The 23,779-nt window shown below is 35.9% G+C and carries 19 protein-coding genes; 7 read left to right on the top strand and 12 right to left on the bottom strand.

Annotated features, from left to right (window positions below; genetic code table 11):
* Positions 1–9: 9 nt before the first annotated feature.
* The 4 genes from HGD76_RS19530 to HGD76_RS19515 all read left to right on the top strand — a co-directional run bounded on the left by HGD76_RS19530 (position 10) and on the right by HGD76_RS19515 (position 3,220).
* Complete coding sequence (locus tag HGD76_RS19530) at positions 10–936, top strand: amino acid ABC transporter permease (RefSeq protein WP_168696756.1); 927 nt, start codon at positions 10–12, stop codon at positions 934–936.
* Positions 937–997: 61 nt separating this feature from the next.
* On the top strand, positions 998–1,264 hold the full coding sequence (locus HGD76_RS19525; RefSeq protein ID WP_148279037.1) for a hypothetical protein: 267 nt from the start codon (positions 998–1,000) through the stop codon (positions 1,262–1,264).
* A complete protein-coding gene (locus HGD76_RS19520) occupies positions 1,257–2,408 on the top strand; it encodes an amino acid ABC transporter permease (RefSeq protein ID WP_168696755.1) in 1,152 nt (383 codons plus the stop codon). The genes HGD76_RS19525 and HGD76_RS19520 overlap by 8 nt, the downstream gene beginning before the upstream one ends.
* A gap of 71 nt (positions 2,409–2,479) precedes the next feature.
* A complete protein-coding gene (locus tag HGD76_RS19515) occupies positions 2,480–3,220 on the top strand; it encodes an amino acid ABC transporter ATP-binding protein (RefSeq protein ID WP_168696754.1) in 741 nt (246 codons plus the stop codon).
* Positions 3,221–3,495: 275 nt separating this feature from the next.
* Here the strand turns inward: HGD76_RS19515 and HGD76_RS19510 are convergent, their stop codons facing one another.
* The 6 genes from HGD76_RS19510 to HGD76_RS19480 all read right to left on the bottom strand — a co-directional run bounded on the left by HGD76_RS19510 (position 3,496) and on the right by HGD76_RS19480 (position 11,997).
* On the bottom strand, positions 3,496–3,792 hold the full coding sequence (locus HGD76_RS19510; RefSeq protein WP_039202436.1) for a helix-turn-helix domain-containing protein: 297 nt from the start codon (positions 3,790–3,792) through the stop codon (positions 3,496–3,498).
* Between the two features lie 53 nt (positions 3,793–3,845).
* On the bottom strand, positions 3,846–5,822 hold the full coding sequence (locus tag HGD76_RS19505) for a DUF262 domain-containing protein (protein ID WP_168696753.1): 1,977 nt from the start codon (positions 5,820–5,822) through the stop codon (positions 3,846–3,848).
* Between the two features lie 491 nt (positions 5,823–6,313).
* Entirely contained in the window at positions 6,314–7,357 is a 1,044-nt protein-coding gene (locus HGD76_RS19495; protein ID WP_168696752.1) for a WD40 repeat domain-containing protein, read from the bottom strand.
* A gap of 80 nt (positions 7,358–7,437) precedes the next feature.
* Positions 7,438–8,406 carry a CobW family GTP-binding protein gene (locus tag HGD76_RS19490; protein WP_015079631.1) on the bottom strand — a complete coding sequence of 323 codons (969 nt, stop codon included), beginning with the start codon at positions 8,404–8,406 and terminating at the stop codon, positions 7,438–7,440.
* 148 nt (positions 8,407–8,554) lie between these two features.
* Complete coding sequence (locus HGD76_RS19485; protein WP_168696751.1) at positions 8,555–9,235, bottom strand: hypothetical protein; 681 nt, start codon at positions 9,233–9,235, stop codon at positions 8,555–8,557.
* Between the two features lie 500 nt (positions 9,236–9,735).
* Entirely contained in the window at positions 9,736–11,997 is a 2,262-nt protein-coding gene (locus HGD76_RS19480; RefSeq protein WP_168696750.1) for an amylo-alpha-1,6-glucosidase, read from the bottom strand.
* Positions 11,998–12,365: 368 nt separating this feature from the next.
* Between HGD76_RS19480 and HGD76_RS19475 the strand changes: the two genes are divergently transcribed.
* From HGD76_RS19475 to HGD76_RS19465, 3 genes are all read left to right on the top strand, one after another.
* The gene (locus tag HGD76_RS19475; protein WP_168696749.1) at positions 12,366–13,133 is read left to right on the top strand and encodes an ATP-binding cassette domain-containing protein; all 768 of its coding nucleotides are present in this window, start codon (positions 12,366–12,368) and stop codon (positions 13,131–13,133) included.
* Positions 13,134–13,156: 23 nt separating this feature from the next.
* Entirely contained in the window at positions 13,157–14,683 is a 1,527-nt protein-coding gene (locus tag HGD76_RS19470; RefSeq protein WP_168696748.1) for a glycine betaine ABC transporter substrate-binding protein, read from the top strand.
* A 217-nt stretch (positions 14,684–14,900) separates the two neighbouring features.
* Entirely contained in the window at positions 14,901–18,266 is a 3,366-nt protein-coding gene (locus HGD76_RS19465; RefSeq protein WP_168696747.1) for an alkaline phosphatase, read from the top strand.
* Between the two features lie 341 nt (positions 18,267–18,607).
* Here the strand turns inward: HGD76_RS19465 and HGD76_RS19460 are convergent, their stop codons facing one another.
* The 6 genes from HGD76_RS19460 to ovoA form a co-directional block, all read right to left on the bottom strand.
* On the bottom strand, positions 18,608–18,985 hold the full coding sequence (locus HGD76_RS19460) for a HEPN domain-containing protein (RefSeq protein WP_168696746.1): 378 nt from the start codon (positions 18,983–18,985) through the stop codon (positions 18,608–18,610).
* Positions 18,982–19,305 carry a nucleotidyltransferase domain-containing protein gene (locus tag HGD76_RS19455; RefSeq protein ID WP_015079636.1) on the bottom strand — a complete coding sequence of 108 codons (324 nt, stop codon included), beginning with the start codon at positions 19,303–19,305 and terminating at the stop codon, positions 18,982–18,984. The genes HGD76_RS19460 and HGD76_RS19455 overlap by 4 nt, the downstream gene beginning before the upstream one ends.
* A gap of 166 nt (positions 19,306–19,471) precedes the next feature.
* The gene (locus HGD76_RS19450; RefSeq protein WP_168696745.1) at positions 19,472–19,966 is read right to left on the bottom strand and encodes a DUF427 domain-containing protein; all 495 of its coding nucleotides are present in this window, start codon (positions 19,964–19,966) and stop codon (positions 19,472–19,474) included.
* Between the two features lie 63 nt (positions 19,967–20,029).
* The gene (locus HGD76_RS19445; protein WP_168696744.1) at positions 20,030–20,785 is read right to left on the bottom strand and encodes a 2OG-Fe(II) oxygenase; all 756 of its coding nucleotides are present in this window, start codon (positions 20,783–20,785) and stop codon (positions 20,030–20,032) included.
* A 133-nt stretch (positions 20,786–20,918) separates the two neighbouring features.
* Complete coding sequence (gene egtD, locus HGD76_RS19440; RefSeq protein ID WP_168696743.1) at positions 20,919–21,896, bottom strand: L-histidine N(alpha)-methyltransferase; 978 nt, start codon at positions 21,894–21,896, stop codon at positions 20,919–20,921.
* A gap of 99 nt (positions 21,897–21,995) precedes the next feature.
* On the bottom strand, positions 21,996–23,318 hold the full coding sequence (ovoA, locus tag HGD76_RS19435; protein ID WP_168696742.1) for a 5-histidylcysteine sulfoxide synthase: 1,323 nt from the start codon (positions 23,316–23,318) through the stop codon (positions 21,996–21,998).
* Between the last annotated feature and the right edge of the window lie 461 nt (positions 23,319–23,779).

Genomic DNA, 23,779 nt, shown 5'->3' with positions numbered 1-23,779 from the left:
AACTGACCAATGGCCAATTCAAAACCTCCTTTGTGGCGTGATTATCGCTTTTGGCAAAATGCTATCCAGCTAATTTTTGTATTTTTAGCAGTAGTTATAGTTATTATCTTGTGGGGGAATGTCAGACGAAATTTACAGCAATTAGGAATTCAATTTGGATTTAATTTTCTCAAGCAACAAGCATCTTTTGATATTGGTGAAACTCTCATTAATTATCAACCAACGGATGCCTATAATTATGCTTTATTAGTAGGATTAGTTAATTCTTTAAGAATAGCAATAATGGGAATTTGTCTCACCACAATTGTGGGAATTACTGCGGGAATTGCGCGATTATCAGATAATTGGTTAGTGAGGAAAATTAGTCTGGTTTATGTAGAAGTTTTTCGGAATACTCCATTATTATTGCAATTGCTATTTTGGTATTTTGCAGTTTTCTTGAGTTTTCCTAAAGCCGAAAATAAAGTTTCCTTTTTGGGGTTTGCTAATTTTAGCCAAAATGGAATTCAATTTCCCTGGTTTACCTTGTCTCCAGAATTTTCTAGTTTATTATTGGGGTTAACTTTTTACACAGGTGCATTTATTGCGGAAATTGTGCGCGGGGGAATTCAATCAGTCCCGACAGGACAACTAGAAGCAGCCAAATCTCTGGGGTTAAAACCAGGTTTAGCAATGCGGTTGGTGATTTTTCCCCAAGCTTTGCGGGTGATTATTCCCCCATTAACCAGTCAATATCTCAATTTAACAAAAAATTCCAGTTTAGCGATCGCTATCGGTTATCCTGATATTTATTTTGTTGCTTCTACCACTTTTAACCAAACTGGGAAAGCGGTAGAAGTCATGCTGTTAATTATGATTACCTATCTGACTTTGTGTTTGATAATTTCTTTCACCATGAATTTATTTAATCGTTCTGTACAGATTAAGGAAAGATAAATAGTTAAATTATGAGTCCTATTTGCTAAAATTGTAATCATCACAACATAAATCAATCACCATGTACTCCACCAACCCACACCAGGAACTCTTACAAGCGATCGCTAATCTTAGTGATCAACAAATCCCACTTGTATTACAATTTATCTCATCATTGGAAACACCTGTTAACAATTATCCAATTTCAGCTAAAACAGTTTTAGAACGAATGGGTGGTTATCCCAAATTTTTACTAGAAGGATCAGGAGATTTGTCAGATAGAGATGTACGCAAAAAAGCAATCGCTGACAGAATTCAAGCAAGACATCAAACAAGAACTCATGAATAATTACCCCCTGACTTGGTTAAGAAAAAATCTCTTTAATAATTGGTACAATAGTTTACTAACTGTTGTTTGTTTTATCTTTCTATTTTGGTTAGTTCAAGGATTTGCAATTTGGTTAATTACTAAAGCACAATGGCAAGTAATCCAAGTTAATTTACACTTATTTTTAGTAGGAAGATTTCCCCAAAGTTTATATTGGCGGATTTGGGTTGTTTTGGGAATATCTACAACTTTAACTGCAATTACAGCGAGTGCATTTACCAAAAAAGCAATATTCACAAACCGCAATTCTTTGATTGCTGTTGTGATTATGGGGATTTCACTGTTTATTTTCCCCATACCATTAACAAGCCGTTTATGGTTATTATTAATTACAGGTTTAATATTTGCAGGTTTGATAATTGGTCAAAATTTTACTAAAATCATCACACCTTGGCTTTCTCTAATCTGGTTATCATCTTCTTTCATAATTATTTGGTTAATTGGTGGTGGTTTAGGATTACAACCTGTATCTACAAACTTATGGAATGGGTTATTACTTACCCTATTAATGGCAATAATTAGTATTTTACTTTCCTTTCCCATAGGAGTTTTACTCGCATTAGGAAGAACCAGCAATTTACCTGTAGTGCGGTGGTTTTCTATTCTTTATATTGAAATTGTTAGAGGATTACCCTTAATTGGGATTCTATTTTTAGCTCAAGTTATGTTACCCTTATTCTTACCAGCAGATTTACGTTTAGATCGTTTACTCAGAGGTATTGTGGGACTAATATTATTTAGTGCAGCATACATGGCTGAAAATGTGCGCGGAGGACTACAAGCAATTCCCAGAGGACAAATAGAAGCAGGAAAAGCACTAGGATTAAATACACCTTTATTACTCATATTAGTCATATTACCCCAAGCCTTACGCGCAGTTATTCCCGCAATTGTTGGTCAATTTATTGGCTTATTTAAAGATACTTCCCTTTTATCATTAGTGGGATTAGTAGAATTAACAGGAATGGCACGTTCTATCTTAGCACAACCGCAATTTTTAGGAAGATATGCAGAAGTATATTTATTTATCGGTTTGATTTATTGGGTATTTTGTTATTCAATGTCCTTAGCTGCTAAAAACTTAGAAAAACAATTAACATCGTAGGTTGGGTTGACGCAAGGAAACCCAACATTCCTAAATATCTATTTAAATCTTAAACTACACAAAAGGAATATATGACAGAATCAAAACCGATAATTATTGCTAAAGATGTTCACAAATGGTATGGTAAATTCCATGCCCTCCAAGGTGTAAGTTTAACCGTAGAACGGGGAGAAGTGGTTGTTTTAATGGGACCATCCGGTTCAGGAAAATCAACCTTTATTAGAACATTCAACGCCTTAGAAGAATATCAACAAGGAATTATTACCATTGACGGGATTACCCTCAGTCATGATTTAAGAAATATTGAAACAATTCGTCGAGAAGTGGGAATGGTATTTCAGCAATTTAACTTATTTCCCCATTTAACAGTTTTAGAAAATATCACCTTAGCACCAATATATGTCCGCAAAATATCCAAAGTTAAAGCCGAAGAATTAGCAATGCAATTATTAGAAAGAGTGGGAATTTTAGCACAAGCACAAAAATATCCAGGACAATTATCTGGTGGACAACAACAACGAGTAGCCATAGCGCGTGCATTAGCAATGCAACCGAAAATCATGTTATTTGATGAACCGACATCAGCATTAGATCCAGAAATGGTAAGAGAAGTTTTGGACGTAATGCGAAATCTTGCTAATGACGGAATGACAATGGTAGTTGTTACCCATGAAGTCGGATTTGCGCGAGAAGTTGCTGATAGAGTAGTGCTAATGGACAGCGGTTTATTAGTTGAATCCTCTACCCCCGACACCTTTTTTACTAATCCCAAAGAAGAGAGAACCAGGAAATTTTTATCACAAATTCTCTAGGGTGATTCAATCAGGCTAAAGATCCCCGACTTCTTAATTTAATCTTTTGTAAATAATGATAATTTATCAAAGAAGTCGGGGATCTAAATGCAGGTTTAACGATGTCCAAATATTGGGAAGATTTGATAATGTTCTTTATCTATTTCTGTCTAGCAATTTTCTAGTAATAATTTGGCTGTTTCTTCAAGCCAGATATTGAAGTCTATTTGATAAGTTATGGTCATAGATTTAATTTACCTCTGACTGCAATTATTTGATGACATGATAATCAATAATCAGTGAGTCATTTCATTTAAAGCTATATTAATTATTTCTTCACTAACCCCATGATGTTTTAAATTTTCAATAAAAGTAGAAACTCCTTGATTACGACTTTCTAAATAATATAATATAGCTGCAATAGGAGATGGAGGATCAATAGGATAATTTTGTTGTTCATAGACTTCTACTAAAGTCGTTAAAATATCTAATTTCTCATATTCTGGTGTATTAGGTTCAGCATCAAAAATTTGTTCGATTTCTTTTAATGCCTGTTGATAATCTGATTCTGTTCTAATGGGTTTTAAGTTCATAATATCAAACCTATAGGAAAATAAGGGTTTTGGAAAATGATACCTAACATAAATTAACTTGTGGTTTCTACTTGCCAATCTTCTATAGAAAGTTCTGCCGTTTCGATAGCTTTAATACAAAAAGCATTAATATCCCTAGCTGATAAGTTGACATTAACAAACACTCCATTATCTAATTTTCTTGTATCCCGAAAATCTTTTTCATCTCTACTAATGAAACGGGGAAATTGTTCCATAACATCCTTAAATTTATCAGGATCTAAATCAGCGATCACATTTAAAGTTTTTTCTAAAACATCCCGCCAACTTTTGACAGGATATTCCTTACTAAAAATTTTTAGTTGTTTGGGAGTTGTACCCCTTACCTTAGTTTTCGCAGGATTCATAAGATTTTCATTACCAAAGTAAGGCCAAATTTGTAAAACTTTTTCTGCTAAATATAAACTCCTTTTTTCTATATCTTCTCTTTTCCAAGTTTCTTGATTTTCAAAGTATTTATTGATTTCTAAATGACTATTAATCAGTATTTCTTTTTTCTGGATAAATTCAGCATTATATAATTCACCATTGTAAGCTGTAATAGTTATATTACCCAACGAGTGCAGTAATAAATCATGAGTTATGTCGCCCTCTTCTCCTAAATGTTCTTGCCACCATTTAGTTATAGTTTGTGGCATAATATGTTCAATAGTTAGATTAGTAAAAGATACTTGTTCTTTATGATAGAAGGATTCTTCTATAGATTCTAAAATTAATTTACCTTTACAAGTACGTCCAGTACCATATAGTTTAACATCCAATAATCTATCTTTAAATTCTGTATCTTTGGGATAATCTCGATTTTGTAAATCTAGTTTTAATCTTTCCACAAAATCAGCATGAGCTAAATTACTTGCTTTGCTAACTTGAGAATACAGTACAGAAAATATCCTATTTAATCCCCTGGTTTGGACGTTACAAATAAATCGGCGAATAATGAAATTTTCTAAAATCTGCAAAACAGCAATAAAATCTGCTTCTGAAAGTTTATTTTTTTCATAATCATGATAACAATTAAGTAAAAAAGGATAAACAGTAGCTACTTCTAAACGGTTGATTCTTTCCAAACAACGACGAATTTTTAAATTATTCTCTTTTAGTGGATCTAAAAGTTTTGTATAATATTCCGAAAATTCATATAAATCTTTTAAATAATCAATAGCATCTCTTTTGATCATTCTTTCTTTAATCTGAAAATAAACTTCATCTTTCTTAATTTCTACGCCATCTCTGGTTAAATAATGTCTGATAAATTCCGTTAAATTAATATCTAAAGTTTGTTGCATTGGTAGCCAATATTTATTATAAGCACCGTCTTGATTTTCCGTATTAATTCTCAAGAAAAAATAATTACGAATTAAATCTGCTTGTGTTAAAGGTTCACCTTTAGCATTGAGACTTTCAAAGACTAAATAAGGATTATCTTCTGTACTTAAAACAACGCTCACAATAGATAAATAACTACAGATTACTTTCTTGAGATCAGAAAAATCTAAGTTACTTTGTCTAATCTTTTTTTCAAAAAATAAGTAACATTCAGTAATACCAGAATTATTTACATAATCTTGACCATTAATTAAACTATGAAAAGACTGTCTATCTACCTGGGTAGGTTGAAGTTTATAATGGTCTAAACCTTTTTTATATGGATTAACAATAATAGTATTATGAATTTCTGCGGCTAACTCATCATGAATATTTTTAGCTTTATCTCGCAAAGCACAAAGCAGGATAAAAATAGTAGTTAAACGTTGTTGTCCATCAATTAATAAATATTTACTTACACCTTCAGGTATAGCAGAAGTTGGCATAGTGACAATAGAACCCATAAAATGAGGACGACGATTATCGCTATGATATAGTTCTAAAATATCATTCCATAGAGATTCCCACTGAGATTTTTTCCAACTGTAGGCTCTCTGAAACAAGGGAACAACATACTGTTTATTACCTTCAATAATCTCTTGCAGCTTAGTTTCTGATGCTTGCATGGTTAATGTACTCTGATTTACTCAATAGTTATGCTTTTAGTATAAAAGAATCTTGTATAAATAGCATAAGATAGCGTAACAAAATAAAACATCAAATATATCCAGGGAATAAATTCCCTGTCTAAAAGCAAAAGTCGGTTAAAACCGACTCATAAAAAATAATTCTCCTTTTACTAATCTGCTTGATTGTGAATCGTTGCATTAACTTCTAATACTTTGATACCTAGTTTTCCGGCTATTTGTTTTGGTGTTAAATTTAATGTCCGTAAATTCAGGATTTCTTGTTCTTGTGCTGGTGTGATAATTTATTACAGCGGTTTCCGCTCTTATGAGGTACAAAGTCGAATCATGAAACTCTTGTAGTGCGGGCATCTTGCCCGCTAGATATGTACCTCATAACACCGGGAAGTGCTGTATTATCTCCAAACAACCTATCCAAAAATATTTAACCTTAATTAACACCTTAGCAAATTTCAAGGTATTTTTAATTTTTAATTCCCCAAAGAAGTTGACCAAATAATTAATTCACCTTGTTCACCACCTGCGGCTAAAAATTGTCCTTGGGGATGCCAAGATAGGGTAGAAAAACCTGCTTCTGTATCGGTAAAAATCTGTGATACTTCTTGATTTTCATCCCATAAACATAACCAACCGTCAGCACCAGCGGAAGCGAGAATCAAGCTTTGGGGTGCATAAGATATTGCTTGAATAATATCTACATGATTGGTTAATACTTGCGCTTCCCAACCTATAGATTCATCTAGGGACTTCTCCCATAATACTATACCTTCAACACTGGAAACAGCCAAAATTGGCGCACCTGTAGGGGCTTTTAGTTCTGACCATGCTAAGTGACGAATTTTTCCTGGAAAGCCACGCATGACCCAAGGATCAGGGTTTTCCCATTGTAAAACAGTCAGAGTCCGATCCATATTTCCAGATGCTAAATATTCACCATCACCAGACCAAGCTATTGCTGTACTGACGGTAGACATGGAAAGCATAAATGGTTCTTCATCCCAATCTTGAGTAGACCAAATTTTTACGCCTTTATAGCCGTTAATAGCCAAATATTTGCCGTCTTTACGCCAATCAATTCCCAAAATTGAGGAATCATTAAAATTGAGAGTAGCAATAACTTCTAATGTATCTGCATCCCAAATTTGCACATAAGGTCCTAAACTAAAAGCTAGTTGATTATGAGTAGGACTCCATGCTAATTGATCAACCCAAACAGGCGCATTTTCTAAAGTGCTAATTAATTGATTTTCACACCAAATTTTTACTTTTCCATCTTGTCCACCAATGGCTAAATATTTGCCATCATGGGAAAAAGCCAGACAATTTACTGCTTTATCTGTAGCAGATTGTAAGGTTGTTAATTCGCCATTTTCCCATAAAACAACTTCTCCAGCCGCCGAACTAGCTGCTAGTATTTCTCCTTGAGAAGACCAAGCCAAAGCGGTGACATAATCTGCAAGTTTTGTGGAATAATGTTTTGTAAATTCTGGAGATTTGCTAGTTGTTAAGTTCATGGTTTTGATATTTTATTTACAGATTTACAGATTTCCAGATCCCCGACTTCTTCAAGAAGTCGGGGATCTAATTAGTTTATTTAACTCATACAAGCAAAAAAGTCTTCTTTTAATTTGGCTTCATCTAAATTTCTACCAATAAATACAAGTTCATTTTTACGAGTTTCATTTACTTTCCAAGGTCTATCTGCTTTACCTTCAAATATCATGTGTACTCCTTGAAAAACAAAACGAGTATCCTCATCTTCAATATTTAAAATCCCTTTCATTCTGAAGATATCTGTTCCTTGTGTTCTGAGTAATTCTGACATCCAGGCATTGATTTTTTCACCATTTACAGAACCTGCTGCGACTATAGCTACAGAAGAGACGCTTTCATCATGGACATGAGCATCTTCTCCTAAAAAATTAGGATCAATTTCTAAAGCCTGATCTAAATTAAATGCTTGAATTCCTAATAAAGCTGACATTGCTAATTCGGAATTATGGGTGCGGTGAATTTTTGCCATTGCATTCATTGACCGAATCCGGGTTTCTAATTCATCTAAAACTTCTGGTGTTACCAAATCAGTTTTGTTCAATAAAATCACGTCAGCAAAAGCAATTTGTTCTTGGGCTTCGTCCGCTTCCCAATGTTGCCAAATATGTTTAGCATCAACAACTGTGACAACTGCATCTAATGATAGTTGATCTTGTAGATCTTCATCTACGAAAAACGTTTGAATTACAGGTGCAGGATCAGCTAGTCCAGTGGTTTCAATGACTAAATGGTCAAATTTATCACGGCGTTTCATTAAGTTGCCAATGATGCGAATTAAATCACCACGAACTGTACAACAAATACAGCCATTATTCATTTCAAATATTTCTTCATCTGCATCAATTACCAATTGATTATCAATACCTACTTCGCCAAATTCGTTGACAATAACGGCAACTTTTTTACCGTGTTCGTAGGTAAGAATATGATTTAATAGAGTGGTTTTACCTGCGCCTAAATAGCCAGTTAAAACGGTTACTGGTACTGAATTGAATGTTTCTGAAGTCATCGCCCACCTGAGATTAATTTAGGTTAATTTTATTGAGTATAGCCCTATCTAGCCCTGAAAAACAAGATCCCCCACTTCTTAGAGAAATCGAGGATCTGACTCTTGCATTAATTAAATGAACATGATACCAATCTCTATTACCGTGAGTTTAGCTACCCTTGGTATATACCAATAAGTTCTTATACTCTTCAATCTTGTGCATTTTCCCCTGTTTTACAAATGATTCAATCATTGGTTTAGCATGACCCCAGCCAATTGATTTTGTATAGAAGAGAATTTTGCCATTGGGATTCAGTTTACTAAGAAACATCGCTAGAAGAGATTCTTCATTATGATGTAAAAAAGGTGCTTCTTCAGGCATATAAAATTCGCCTAGATGAAACAAAGAAATTACATCGAGCATGGGTAAAGAACGCTCTGTCAAGGTGTATATATCTGTACAGAGAACCTTGTAATACTTGGACAGTAGACGATCTTTAAGAGATAATCGGACATATTCTTGATGTTCGGGTGCAGAAGCAGTAATCCCAATAATTTCATTTGGTTGAGAAAATTTCTGATTTTCCAATCCTAGAATATGATGAGAGCCTGTGCCAAAATGGAAGATAGTTTGATCTTGGATATGATGCTTTTGTAAGTATTCAACTAATTCAAGATCACATGGACAACGCTCTGGTTGTAATCCCCAAGATGATTTTTCGCGGTAGTAATCAGCACCAACCCATTGTGGTAAAACTGGACGAGAAAAACTCAAAAAATAGTAAAGTCTTGCTAGATGGCGATTTGTAAAAACTATGCCCCGAACTGTTTTTCTAAAACTAGTAACCATGAATTAATCAACCTCAATAGTTTGGAAAAGATGTTTTTGATATGTTAAATACTCAGCAGATTAAGGTAGGATGCTAAAAATATTCAGCATCAAAACTACAATGAAGCTATAGAAATTTAGCTCAATTCAAATTTATTGAGCCAGGTAAATTGACATCCCAGATTATTTTTGTAATTGTCGTGCTTGATGGTGACAGACAAATGATTACTGATGATATGCTTGAAGATTGAGTCATCCTAGATGGATAAAATTCATCAAAATCCCTGAAAACCTGCTCTATGTGAGTACCCAAAAAAATACTGGGTGCTGAATTTCTAGAACTTAGGCAAGTCTAACATACGAAAAATAAAGCTCACATCAAGTACAGATGAAAGTTTAATTAACTTTTGCTATGTGTGGGCATTTTTGATAAATCTCTACAGAATATAGCCATCCTATTTGATTGGTGTCAGAGTCAGATCCCCGACTTCTCAGAGAAGTCGGGGATCTTATTGTTCAATTTAAGCTTCAATCACCACGCGCAAATTACCGCGTTTTTTCGCAACTCGACAAGCGGTAGTGCTACCAATTCGTTCAAATTCTAAATCTAAAATCGTGCCACCAACACGCAAATTGTGAAAAGATAAATTGTTAATTGATTCTGGTAAAGCTGGGTCAATAATTCGCAAACAATTATTCTGTGCGTCTGGGACTAAATTCACCATCATTTGCAATAGTTGAAAAATGCTACCTGTAGCCCAAGCTTGGGGAGTACAAGCAACGGGATACTGGACTGGAGCATTATCACCGTTCATTTCATAGCCACAAAATAGTTCTGGAGGACGTTGATAGGGTTGCTGGGAGGTCATGTTGAATAACCCTTGAAATAGTTCGAGAGATTGATCAATTAAACCGAGCGATCGCAATCCCATTGCTATCATAGAATTATCATGAGGCCAAACTGAACCAGTATGATAACCCATGGGATTATAAGCCGGTGACAAACTACTTAAAGTTCTAATTCCCCAACCATTAAACATATCCGCAGCCTGCAGTCTTTCTGCTACACTATAGGCTTTTGCAGACGTAAATATCCCCAAATTTAAACACTGGCCAGGATTAGAACTAATACTATCTACTGGTTTACCTTCTCCATCTAAAGCCAAAGCACAGAAATCTTGATCTTCTAACCAAAAATCTTGGTTAAATTTAGCCCTAAGTTGTCTCGCTTCTGTTTGCCAAAGTTCTTCTAAGTCTGGGCGTTGTTGGATTTTGGCAATTTCTGCGAGGCGGTTTTTCGCTGCATAGACATAAGCTTGCACCTCACACAGAGAAATTGGCCCAATGGCTAATTCTCCTTTGCGGTTGACAATACAATCACCAGAATCTTTCCAACCTTGGTTAATTAAACCACCTTTAGATTTGCGTGCATAGCTGAGATAACCAGTTTCTTGAAGTTGACGATCAATCCAACCCATAGCCGCTAAAGCATTTGGCCACAGTGCTTCCAAGGTTTCTTGATCATGAGTCCAACTGTAATATTCAGCATACAACATTAACCACAGCGGCGTAGCATCCACAGTACCGTAGTAGGGTGTATGGGGAATTTCTTGACATCTCGCCATTTCTCCCAACCGCAGTTCATGTAAGATCTTACCAGGTTCTTCTTCCCGCCAAATATTATCAGTTTGACCCTGATATTCTGCCAATAGTATCAAGGTTTCTTTGGCAATTTTGGAATTCAACATCAAGGTTTGGGACGCGGTAATGATCGAATCTCGACCAAACAAAGTAGAAAACCAAGGAACTCCAGCAGAAACAGTTTTATGTTTACCAAAAGACTGAAGCAATAAATATATATCTTGTTCAGCCCGCGAAATAACGCGATTAAAAAGACTTTTGTCTGAACTAATCCGGGTAATTTGCTGCAACCAATTTTGCTCTTCCATTAATTCAGCAGCTTTTGCTTGCGCTAAAGTAGAAGCAGCACTGATAGTAGAGCTAGGTTGATTGTCAGTGAACATATTCAGCCGATAACCTAACTTCTTAGTTTCATGAGATGCCAATTCTATGCGCCAAACTGCCGTAGAACCGTGAAACCGAGTTGGTTGCAAATGCTGAAATTGAATTAAAGACTCCATGATCGAAGCATCTAAGCCCTGATATGCAAGGGTTAGAGATTCTTCTTTATGGGTTTGAGGAGATGAGGGTGCAACATGATCAGATGTTAATTCATTTAAATGTAAAAGTCTTCCCCGTTTTTGGCGATGATGACCTCTAACCTCAAATAAATCCACAAAATCAGCATCAAAACTCAGACTCAGTTCAAAAACAATGCTGGTAGTGTTGTAGTTAGCAACCTCTATTTCTTCAAATAATGCCCCATTGAGAACCAGTTCTCGACGAATACCCACAGTATCAGCCTTAAAAAGATTCTCTAAATCAGGATTGGTACATAAAACCGAGAGGGCAAATCCCTTATCAGCGTTACTACTCAGTAGTATAGGCGATCGCCCTTCAATCTGTAACTCCAAACGACTCAAAAACCTGGTATCACGGCAAAACATCCCCATACTAGGAGTGCTACCATAAAGGTAACAATCGGAAATATTGCCCATGGTATCTGTCACCAGGAATAAATCATCATCTTTAACTGTAATGGTTGGCTGTGGTCTTTGACTGACAACACAAGGCCATTCGGAAATCTCTTTTTGGTCTGCGGGAGTAAAAGTTCTGTTGTCGAGGACAATTGTTTCTGGAGTCATCAATGTATCCGGTGTCATTAGCCAGAGTTACCTATACAGGTGTAAATTTGCTCAAATCAATACTCTTAAAAAACAAAAGTAATTAAATCTAAGACAATGAATTTCTATAAATGTATACCTTATTAATTAGAAGTCAAGCCTGAAAACTGGCTGTTTTCCAAGGGTTTATTCCTTCATAAACATTGAGAGGTGCTAGAGGTAGAGAATACTTACTCAGGCATAAAATCTCAAAAAAGTAGAAAGAGGTGAATCAAAAATACCCACCACCTTTGTTTCTTTTCATACTGATATTGAATAAATAAGCATAAATAAGATCCCCGACTTCTCTAAGAAGTCGGGGATCTGACGGGGATATGACCACATTAATTTTGTTTAACGAAACCATTATGTCAACAACATCAGAAATTGCCGTTGAGTTTCAAAATACCAGTTTTGCCATTAATCACCGTCCCCTATTATCTAACTTAAATCTGAGCATTTATCAAGGGGAAGCATTAATTTTATTAGGACGCAGTGGGAGTGGAAAAACCACAACTTTAAAATTAATTAATCATTTACTTATTCCCACCCAAGGACAAGTTTTAGTTCAAAATCGTCCCACAACTAACTGGGATGCCATTAAACTGAGAAGACGGATAGGTTACGTCATCCAAGAAACCGGTTTATTTCCCCATTTTACCATCGCTGAAAATGTCGGACTTGTACCATCTTTAGAAAAATGGTCACCACAGAAAATTCAAAATAGAGTCTATGAAATGTTAAACTTAGTGGGATTAGAACCAGAAAAATTTGCTCAACGTTATCCCCATCAATTATCAGGAGGTCAACGTCAGCGAGTGGGAGTTGCTAGAGCTTTAGCCGCAGATCCACCTATACTATTAATGGATGAACCTTTTGGCGCACTTGACCCAATTACCCGTTTAGAATTACAACAACAATTTCAATATTTACAACAACAATTAGGAAAAACCGTGATATTTGTCACCCATGATATTCAAGAAGCCTTCTTTTTAGCCACAAGAATTGGTTTAATGTGTGAAGGAAATTTAGTAGTATTAGGAACAAGAAGGGAATTTCTCCAATCTCAACATCCAGAAGCAAAAGCATTTCTAGCTTGTTTAAATATTGGTAACAGTTGGGAAGAACTTAATTAAAATTAGATAAAAATCCAAAAACTATGTTTTTCTTTCAATACGGTACAGAAATAATTTTCCATAGTGGAGAACATTTAATATTAGTCATTATATCCCTAGCGATCGCCATTTCCATTGGTCTTCCTGTCGGCATTCTGATCACTCGTCAATCAAAATTAGCTTCCCCCATTCTTGGTTTAGCAAATGCCATTCAAACCATCCCTAGTTTAGCCATCTTCGGCTTTTTAATTTCCGTACCTTTTCTGGGAGGAATTGGCAAAATCCCCGCCATAGTTGCCTTAACTCTTTATGCCTTACTTCCCATAATTCGCAATACTTATATTGGCATTAATAGCATCAGTCCCGCCATTAAAGAAGCCGGGATAGGCATGGGAATGACAGATCAACAATTACTATTGCAAGTAGAAATTCCCCTAGCTTTACCAGTCATTTTAGCAGGGGTAAGAGTAGCCACCGTTATATCCGTAGGAATTGCCACAATTGCTGCTGCTATTGGTGGTGGTGGTTTAGGAGTATTTATTTTTCGCGGTATTTCCACAGTTAATAATGAATTAATTTTAGCCGGAGCAGTCCCCGCTGCTGTAATTGCTTTGAGTGCAGATTTCGGTTTAGAATTATTAGAAAAAAACCTTACAAAACAAATAGCAAACAAAGGTAAATTTAATCAGCAAATAGGTATTGTTTTGGGAATAATCACCTTAATTATCGCAGGATTAATAGCTTTTAACTATCAACAAGCACCAGCAAAAATTATTATCGGTTCTAAAAATTTCACAGAACAAGTAATTTTAGGAGAACTATTAGCACAACACATAGAAAATCATACCAAATTAAAAGTAGATCGTCGTTTTAACTTAGGAGGAACATTTATTGCTCATGAAGCAGTAAAAGCGGGAAAAATTGCCGGGTACGTGGAATATACAGGAACTTCATTTACGACTATTTTAAAAGAAAAACCAATTAGTGATCCTGAAAGTGTTTATAAAAAAGTCAAAGAATACTATGATCAAAAATTGAAATTAGCAGTGATGAAGCCTTTAGGATTTGAGAATACCTTTGCCATGATTATCAGAGAAGAAGATGCCAAAAAATGGCAAATTAAAAGCCTTTCTGAAGCTGGTAAATATAGTCCACAAATGAAAGCAGGATTTGGATATGAATTTTTAGAACGTGAAGATGGTTATCCAGGATTATCTAAAACCTACAACTTAAAATTTGCCAATATTAAACAAATGGAATTAGGATTAATGTATCAAGCATTAAAAGAAAAACAAGTAGATTTTATTGCTGCAAGTTCTACAGATGGTTTAATTCCAGTTTTAAACTTAGTGATTTTAGAAGATGATAAAAAATACTTTCCACCTTATCAAGCCATACCTATTTTTAATCAAGAAATTCTCCAAAAATATCCAGAATTAACAGATACAATTAATCAATTAGGAGGTAAAATTTCTACAACTGCAATCCAAAAAATGAATTATCAAGTAGATAATCAATCTCAACCCGTGGAAAAAGTTGTCAGTGAGTGGTTAAAATCTCAACAATTGTGATTTTTAAAACTTATAAAGTTTTATCAGCAATTTCCATAAATTTTTTGCTTTGTTTAATCCCATATTCTGGTAATTCATTATGTAGCATAATAAGTTACATTTTTTTTAGCAATCCCTAAATAAATTTAAGTTAACCTGTTGCAGTAACCTTTCTTAACATAAGCATGATTATTTGAATATTACTTGCAAAAACTGAACTAACCAATTGAGAGGTTTTATGACAACAGGTAATCATGTCATTTTCATGCACCCAGATGGAACTAGTCCATCTCACTATGCTGTTGCAAGATTTATAGATAAGGGTCCTGATGGACGTTTAAATTGGGACAAGATGTCCAATGCTGGTGTGTACCTCGGTCACATGGAAGACCAGTTGGGTGGAACATCTAATGCTGGTGCTGTGACTCACGCTACAGGCGTTAAAGTTTATGCGGAGTCTTTTGGTTATGAACTAGGGAATTTACCCATCACATCCCTTTCTGGAACTACCAAAACCATTGTTGAAGAAGCTAGAGATGCAGGTAAAGTTACCGCCCTAGTTCAATCTGGAGCGATCTATGAACCTGGTACAGCCGCCTTTGTTGCTAAGACACAGGAAATTACTAACGGTAATGGAAGTATCACCGTACCTCGCGCCCAAACTGCGGAAATTGCCAAACAGGTAATTAACTCAGGCGTTGACTTTATCATGGGTGGTGGTGAACTGAACCTTTTGCCCGTTGGTACAAATGGTTTTCACGGAACTGCTGCTCAAATGGATAGTATTAGCACCAGTCCTGTGCAACGCCCCACGGAAAACCTGATTGAACTGGCAAAGAGCAAAGGTTATACAGTTGTTTATACAGCAGACGAACTCAAAGCTTTACTTAATTTACCTACAGCCCCAACCAAAGTATTAGGTGTATTTGCACTTGTTCACACTTTTAACGATCGCCCTGAAGAAGTTTTAGCAGCTAACAATTTACCACTATATCTGGCTACAGCACCCACCATTGCCGAGATGCTGGATGTAACCCAGAAGTTGATGGAAAAACACCCCAACTTCAAGAATGGTTCTATTGCCATTGTGGAAGAGGAAGGTACAGACAACTTCGGGAACAACAACAACGCGGCTGGAACTTTAGAAGGATTGCGCCGCACAGATGCAGCCATTGGTGTAGCAATGGAATTTATCAAAAAGCATCCTAACACCTTGATGGTTACTGCTGCTGATAGTGATGCTGGTGGTTTGCAAGTAGTAGATCCCCGCACTGGTGCAACCGTAGGTACTGTTAATAATAACCCCACTACAACGAACCGTAACGTACCCTTAGATGGTCAAACTGGTGCTAACACTGCGCCTTTTGTAGCTGCACCAGATGCTAGTGGTGATGTGTTCAAGTTTGGTATTGGTTGGGCTGGTACACCTGATTTTTCCGGTTCTATTGTTTCTAAAGCTCATGGTTTAAATGCAGATAAATTACCTGCAACCTTGGATAATACCAAGATCTATGAGTTGATGTACGAGACTCTATTCAATAAGGAATTGGTATCTCGGAATCCTGACCCCACACCAGCCCCCAAAGCTACCAAGTCAACTGGGAATGTGATTTTTATCCATCCAGATGGTACAAGTCCTTCTCACTACATGGCAACCCGCAATGTTGATCTTGGTCCTGATGGTAGGCTCAACTGGGACAAGATGTCCAATGCAGGTGTCTATCTAGGACACATGGAAAACCAGTTAACTGGTACTTCCAATGCCGGGGCTGTCACCCATGCTAACGGTGTGAAGGTATTCAACGAGTCCTTTGGCTTGAATGAAGACCAATCTATTATTACTCCTGCTTCTGGTAAAGTTGGCTACACAATTTTAGAAGAAGCGATCGCCGCTGGTAAAGCAACCGCCCTTATTCAATCAGGTCATATTGGTGAACCGGGAACAGCCGCTTTTGCTGCTGCCACCACTAACCGCGTTGGCAACACCATCCGCGCCCGTGATAAAACCGCCGAAATTGCCGAACAGGTGATTCGTTCTGGCACTCAGATCATCATGGCCGGCGGTGAAGTTTACCTCTTACCTAAAGGTACTACTGGTTTTCACGTTACCGCCGCAATTGATGCTGCTTTCGCTGATGCCGAAGATCGTCCCACCACTAACCTGATTGATTTAGCAAAATCCTTGGGCTATACTGTGGTCTACACAGAAGCGCAAATGAACACTGCCGTAGCAAGTGCTACTGCTTCCACAAAGTTACTCGGAGTTTTTGCTGCAAACCACACCTTTGACGATCGCAGGGAAGAACAATTAGGATTAAACACTGCTAATCCCTTACCTCTCTACCTAAACACTGCACCGACAGTAGCAGAGATGCTAGATGCGTCTTTAAAAATCCTCAACAAAGACCCTGATGGTTTCTTTGTGGTAGTGGAAGAGGAAGGTAGTGACAACTTTGCTAATAACAACAATGCAGTTGGCACTATTGAAGCTGTTCGCCGGGCTGATGCAGCGATCGGTGTAGCCATGAACTACATCAACACCCAAGATCCTAATACTTTGGTGATCACAACCGCAGATAGCGATGCTGGTGGATTGCAAGTTTTCCAATTTGAGCCTTACACCCGTCCCGCTGGTAACTCTACCTCTAGCCCTACACTAGCGGATACTGAGCCTAGTGCGCCATTTATTCGTGTTAACCCCACTACAACTAATACAAATCAGGCAGTTTTAGATGGTGTTAATGGTAGTACAGGCACAGTTGCAGATCCTTGGAAACCCTTCGCAGCTAAAAGCAGCATTGATGGACCAATGGGTAACTTCGGTGTAGCTTGGGTCGGTACTCCCGATTTCCCTGGTAGCATTGTTGCTAAAGCCCATGGGATGAATGCAGATAAACTATCCAGCACCTTGGACAACACCGAGATTTACAATGTCATGTACCAAACTATGTTTGGTGTGACACCCGAATTTGCGGCATCTCAACAAGCAACTCAGGTAGTATCAGGAACAACTGGTGCTGATATATTAATTGCTGGTGCAGCTAATACTACCTTTGATGGGATTAATGATACTGTGTTCACTGGCGCTGGTAATGATGAAATTGAAGCACAAACAGTATCTTCTCCCATTGCAGGACGTAACCGCATAGATTCTGGTAGCGGTAATGACACAATTTTCGCTGGCAATAATGACGTTGTGTTTGGTAGCTCTGGCAATGATCACCTTGAAGCGAGAGATGTAAGCGGCTATCGCCTCTCAGGTGGTGTGGGTGATGACACCTTCTACCTTGGTTCTAATGGTCGCGCCCTCGGCGGTGATGGCAATGATAAATTCTACGTTAGTCTTGGTGGTGGTAACTTAATTTCCGGTGGTGCTGGCGCTGACCAATTCTGGATTGTCAATGCTGAACTACCCAAAGCTGCTAATACTGTGCTTGACTTCCAAAAAGGCACTGATGTCATCGGTGTTCTTGGTATTTCCTCTAGCAGTTTGACTCTCAATGTTCTCAATGGGAATACGGAAATCGGGTTACTTGGTCAAACTGTTGCTATTGTTAATGGCGTTACCGGTTTGGATATCAATACCAACTTTGTTTTTCAATAACCGACAAGTATTGGAATTGAATTGATCATTAACCAGGGAAGAAGATCAGAATTTCTATATTTTCTTCTCTCTGGTTCTTTTTTCACTCAGAGACTATAGTGCGATCGCTTGCTAATACTAAGTAGTGAGACAGAATTAATTACACAATGTCATTGCGTAAGCGTTGCCTGGCGTTAGCCATATGGAACGAAGTGAGATGTAAAATTTCTACAACTGCAATCCAAAAGATGAATTATCAAGTAGATAACCAATCTCAACCAGTGGAAAGAGTTGTCAGTGAGTGGTTAAAATCTCAACAATTATAATATTCAGATGTTTGATTCTCAAAAATATAAAATTTTTTATAAGGTTTTCTCGGGAATTTCAATAAATTTTTTACTTTGTTCAATCAAAATTCTCACATTTTGCTCACTCAACTGAAGGGTATCATCAATACTGTAATCTCCTTGTGTTCTTTTATCTTGAGCATCAATCAGATAACGGTGAAATTCAAGGGGAACAATTCCCTTTTTAACAACTTCTCGACCGAAACATGAAATCACAGCAGAATGACTTGAAAAAGTTAACCCTTGCTGCCACAAAAAGGCTTCGGCAATATAAAACATGGTATAATAAGCTCTGGAAGCAGCAAAGTTATATAATTTATTTTCTGCTAGAATTTCAGAAGCTAGTAAACTTTCTTTAGCTTTTCTTATAAATTTTTGCTCCTCCGATATCATAGAAAAATACCTTCTTTTTTGACATTATAATTAAAGGGAGTATTTTCATTTTCAAACTTTGCTGAAGAGATAAAGTGACGAGAAATAACAACATCGTTGTTTAGACAAATAGTTGAAATTATTTGACTGGTTTTATCAATTTCATGATAGGGGTTAATCTCTGATTTCAGAACAACCAGAATATCAATATCAGAAAATTCTTTAGCGTCTTCCCTCGCTTGAGAACCATATAAAATAATTGCTTCCAGTTGGTTTTGATAAAGTTTTTGCAAAGCTTGTTTAACTTCTTGTAATATCAAATTAAGCTGTGATTTGTTCATTGCTTAAATCATTCCTTTGGTTTCAAATGATTGGGTTTCGGTCTACAAACACTATTATATCACAACCAGTAATATAGCGATTCTCATCCAAGTGAGGTACACCGAAAAAAGAATTAACCACAGGTAGAAGAGGATAGACGCAGATAAACTCAGATAAATTTATCCTTTACCACCACATAGTTCCTGGTTCACCTTTAAATGGTCCAACAATATCAGAAGTTATCCACCCTCCGTAAAAATCACCTGTTTGCGCTTTAACTAATTCATCATTCACATAACAAGCATCCATTAAACTGACATACAAACCGTAGTATTCTTGAATTGAGCTAAAACTAGGAGTAGTCTGAATATATTTCCAAACAGCATTATTTACATATTTATCTCCTACAGAAACATCGTAATATTGACATATACCTTTCCATTCACACATAGTTTTTCTAGGTGTGGCTATCAAATATTCTGCTTTAAAATCTTCAGCAGGAATATAATAACTAGGAGGATGACTGGTTTCCAAAACCCTTTTTGCTTGATGTGTTTCGGCTAAAATAATATCATTGAAAATCACTTTTATATGTTTGTCAGTATCCTGTAAAATTGCTGGTCGGGGATAGTCCCAAACAGATTCTTGTCCTGGTTGTGGAGGAATAGGATTTGGTTTCATGGTTATAAACTCCTTTTAAATCTATGAGTTTTTAAATCACTGACAAAATATATAAATTCTCAGCTACCCCAAATAATTTGGATCTTGGTAAACAGATTCTTCTTGAGTATAAAGATAAGAATCAAGATGCTTTTCGATAGGAGAATGATTGTTTAGGTAGTCATAAGCCATAATGATATTGATTCTCTCTTGATCTCCATCAACTGAACTAACGCTATGCAAACATTTATCTGCTTGCATAATTAAAATTCTACCTTGACGTGGTTCTACTATATGTTTTTTGCTAAATAAACGCCAAATAAAATTTGTTTGTAGTAACAAGTCTAATTTCTGTTGCAGCTTAGTGTATTTATATTTTCCCAAATGTAAGCGATAGTTAGGATAAACTTCAGTATTTCCTCCCTGCACTTCATTTAAATACAAAATTACTGTAATTGCGTTTCTATCATAGTGCCAGCGATATTCACAACCTCCTTTCATAATATTAATATTTAGTCCTACTCGTTTATTATCTAAAATTGTTAAATGATGTGCGCTTAAATTTTTAACAACATCATTTACATCATGATATATATGCCAAATCTTTGATAAATGAGTTTCTATCTGTACTCCATTAATAACCAAGTAATGAAGGGATCTGCTATCTTTTTGTGCTTTATCTCTAAGAACTTCTGGTATTTTATGGTTGTTTCTATATTCAGTAATTAATCCTAATAAATCTTGACATTGTTGAGGAGACAAGAAATTATCTATGATACAATAACCTTTAGAAAAATTTTGCTTATCTAAATCTGATAAAGGCAGCAGAAATTTATTCATAACTCACCTAGTAAATTAATGAAATTAATTTGACAATAAAAAAAATCTGGAATTGCAAAGTAAATAATCAGCATTCATAATTTTATAAATTTTCCTAAATCTTCTTAACTGAATGCTGATATGAGAATCAAAATTATTCAACTTGACAAAGAATCAATCCAAACCAGCCTTTTTCATCTGTCCAAGTTTTCACAGTTTTCAATCCTTTATCTGACAAGTTTTTTTCCATTGTTGCTAAATTAAACTTACGAGAAATTTCTGTAAGGATACTTTCTCCGGCTTCAAAGGAAATCTTTAAATCCAAAAGTTCTAAAGATACCCAATGGCTTTTTTGGCAATGTAAATACATTTCAATTTGATGATCAACTTGATTATAAACCGCTTGATGTTTAAACAAACTGATATCAAAATTACCTTGAAACCGCCAATTTAAATGAGAAAGCATATTCAAATTAAAAGCAGCAGTCACTTCCTGACTATCATTATAAGCAGCTTCTAAAATATCCTGGGGCTTTTGTAAATCAATCCCTAGCAGAAAGTAATCTCCTGGTTGTAAGGTTCGAGAAACTTGATTTAAGAAAATATCACATTCTTCCTGATTAAAATTCCCTAATGAACTTCCCAGAAAAAACAACATCCGTGATTGTAAATAATTCGATTCTAGATGAACCAAAGCCTGTTCATAAGTTCCTAATAACCCATGAATAGCAATATCAGGATACTTCTCTTGCAACTGCAAAACACTAGTTTTCAGAATACCCCCACTAACATCAATAGGAAGATATCTACAAGAATTAGCAATTTTTTGATAAGCCGTTAATAAAGCTTGAGTTTTCGTAGAACTACCACTACCTAATTCTATCAACTCACAACAATTTGTAATTGCAGCAATTTCATCAGCGTATTGTTGTAAAATCCAGGCTTCTGTGCGAGTCGGATAATATTCTGGTAACTCACAAATTTTTTCAAATAATTGAGAACCAGGATCATCATAAAAATATTTGGGAGGTAAACTTTTCAGTTTTTCAGTTAACCCCTTAATAACATCCTTGCCATCAATACTTAACTCTTGATAATGATGATCTAAAACTGTTAAAGGCTGTGCAATCATTTTCTAAATCCTCTAGAGTGATTATAAGATCCCCGACTTCTGATATCAATTGATAATTTATTCACAAAATAAAAAAAGAAGTCGGAGATCTCGATTTTATTAATCCAAACTTTCAGCAACTCTAAAACCGACGTGCTGATAAAAATAAGGACGAAACCAGTTACGATAACAAGGTAAAGCCATTGTACCATTCGTTGCCCAAGAACCACCCAACATCATAAAATGTTTATCATCAAAAAAGGGTGCAGATTGATCCTCATAAAGATGGTGAGTTTTAAATCCTGGTAAGGGTTTGAATGTTTCCCCTAACCATTCCCAGACATTACCCCGTAGGTCATAAAGTCCAGATTGATGATTTTCTGAAAACATTCCTACAGGCGTGGGAGAAATAAATTGTAAGTTAAGATTATAGTTATTTGCTAAACTGGAATCTTCAGATATTTTTAAGGCTTGATGCCATTCTGCTTCTGTCATTAACCGAGTATTTTTACCTTTCCACCGACAAAATGCCATGGCTTCATAATGGTTAACTTCTACAGGCCAATCTAAAGGTAAATCTAGTTCATCAAATGTAGCACGATAGCGATAGTTATTTTCTTGGTGTATCCAGAATTTGGGATATTGGATATTGTAGAGTTGTTTCCATGTCCAAGATTCAGTATGCCAATAATTTACATTATTATAACCACCGGCTTGGACAAATTCTAAAAATTCTCCATTGGTAATGAGATATTGACTTGCTAAAAATGGTTTTACTTCAACTTCTAAATGACCATATTCACTATCCCAACCAAAAGTTAAATCATCTTGGCGTTTTCCTAATTTTACTACACCACCAGGAACTTCTCGCATTTGATGATGGGGAATTTCTCCATTAGTCGGTGCATAATTCCATCCTTGGGGACGTTTTAAGTTCTCAACGGGTAATTGACGCAGCAGCATGGAAGAGGTTTCGACATGAATACGACTATGTTCTATTCCCATTAATAAAGCCCAAATAGGATGCTGTTGATGAATGGGTAAATCTAAAGGAGTCTTATTAATGATTGTGGTAATTTCTGCTCTGGCTTTGTTTCGATATTCCCAAACTTTTTTGATATCAGGCCAGTTGACTCTTTGAATGGCTACCTCTAGTTCTGCTGGTGTTTCTGGATCAACTCCTATTTCAAATAGAGTTTCATATTGGAGATTAATCCGACTTTTTATTAATCCCACTTGAATTAATTTGTTAATATAAAAAACAGCCGGATGTCCAAGATAGAAAATTAATTTATTTCTTAAAGGATCGGGATTTAGATAAAATGTTTCTTCTTTAACCAAACTCTTCATTAAGGTTTCTTCCAGTTCCCAGGAATTTTCAAAATATTTGAGTAGGGTTGTGGAACTACAATTATCGAGTTGGGGAATATGAGCATCTGTCATTTTATTAACCTGGAGGAATTATGGGGATGACCTGAATAAATTAACTTTTGTAAATAAAGCCAGAGACTAATTTTAGCATTGATGGAAATTTCATCTCAGTGATAAACACTTACAGAATTTTTTGGGCAATAATTACAGGCTATAGAGTTAAATAGCCTATATTGGGACTATTTTGTGATTTTTAACTAAAATTTAATATTTTTGGCAATTTTACCAAAAACTAGATTCCTAGATTTACGGAAGACAAATATAAACAGTCTTTTTAGGCTAATCTAAAATGAGGATATGAATTTCCAAAATGCCAAATTATGCAAGCAAGTCCGTTAAGCTTATACATTGCCCCGACTACATTAGGTACGAACAAACCTATATTGAGGTTAAAAAAAATAGATAAATGTTCTTGCGACTGGTAATAGATAAGGGTAATAGATCACAGGTAATATGTGTTTAATGACCACTGA

Origin of the sequence: Dolichospermum flos-aquae CCAP 1403/13F (assembly GCF_012516395.1) — a bacterium.
GTDB lineage: Bacteria > Cyanobacteriota > Cyanobacteriia > Cyanobacteriales > Nostocaceae > Dolichospermum > Dolichospermum lemmermannii.
The sequence above is the reverse complement of the archived record's forward strand: the minus strand, read 5'-3'. Positions and strand labels throughout refer to the sequence as shown.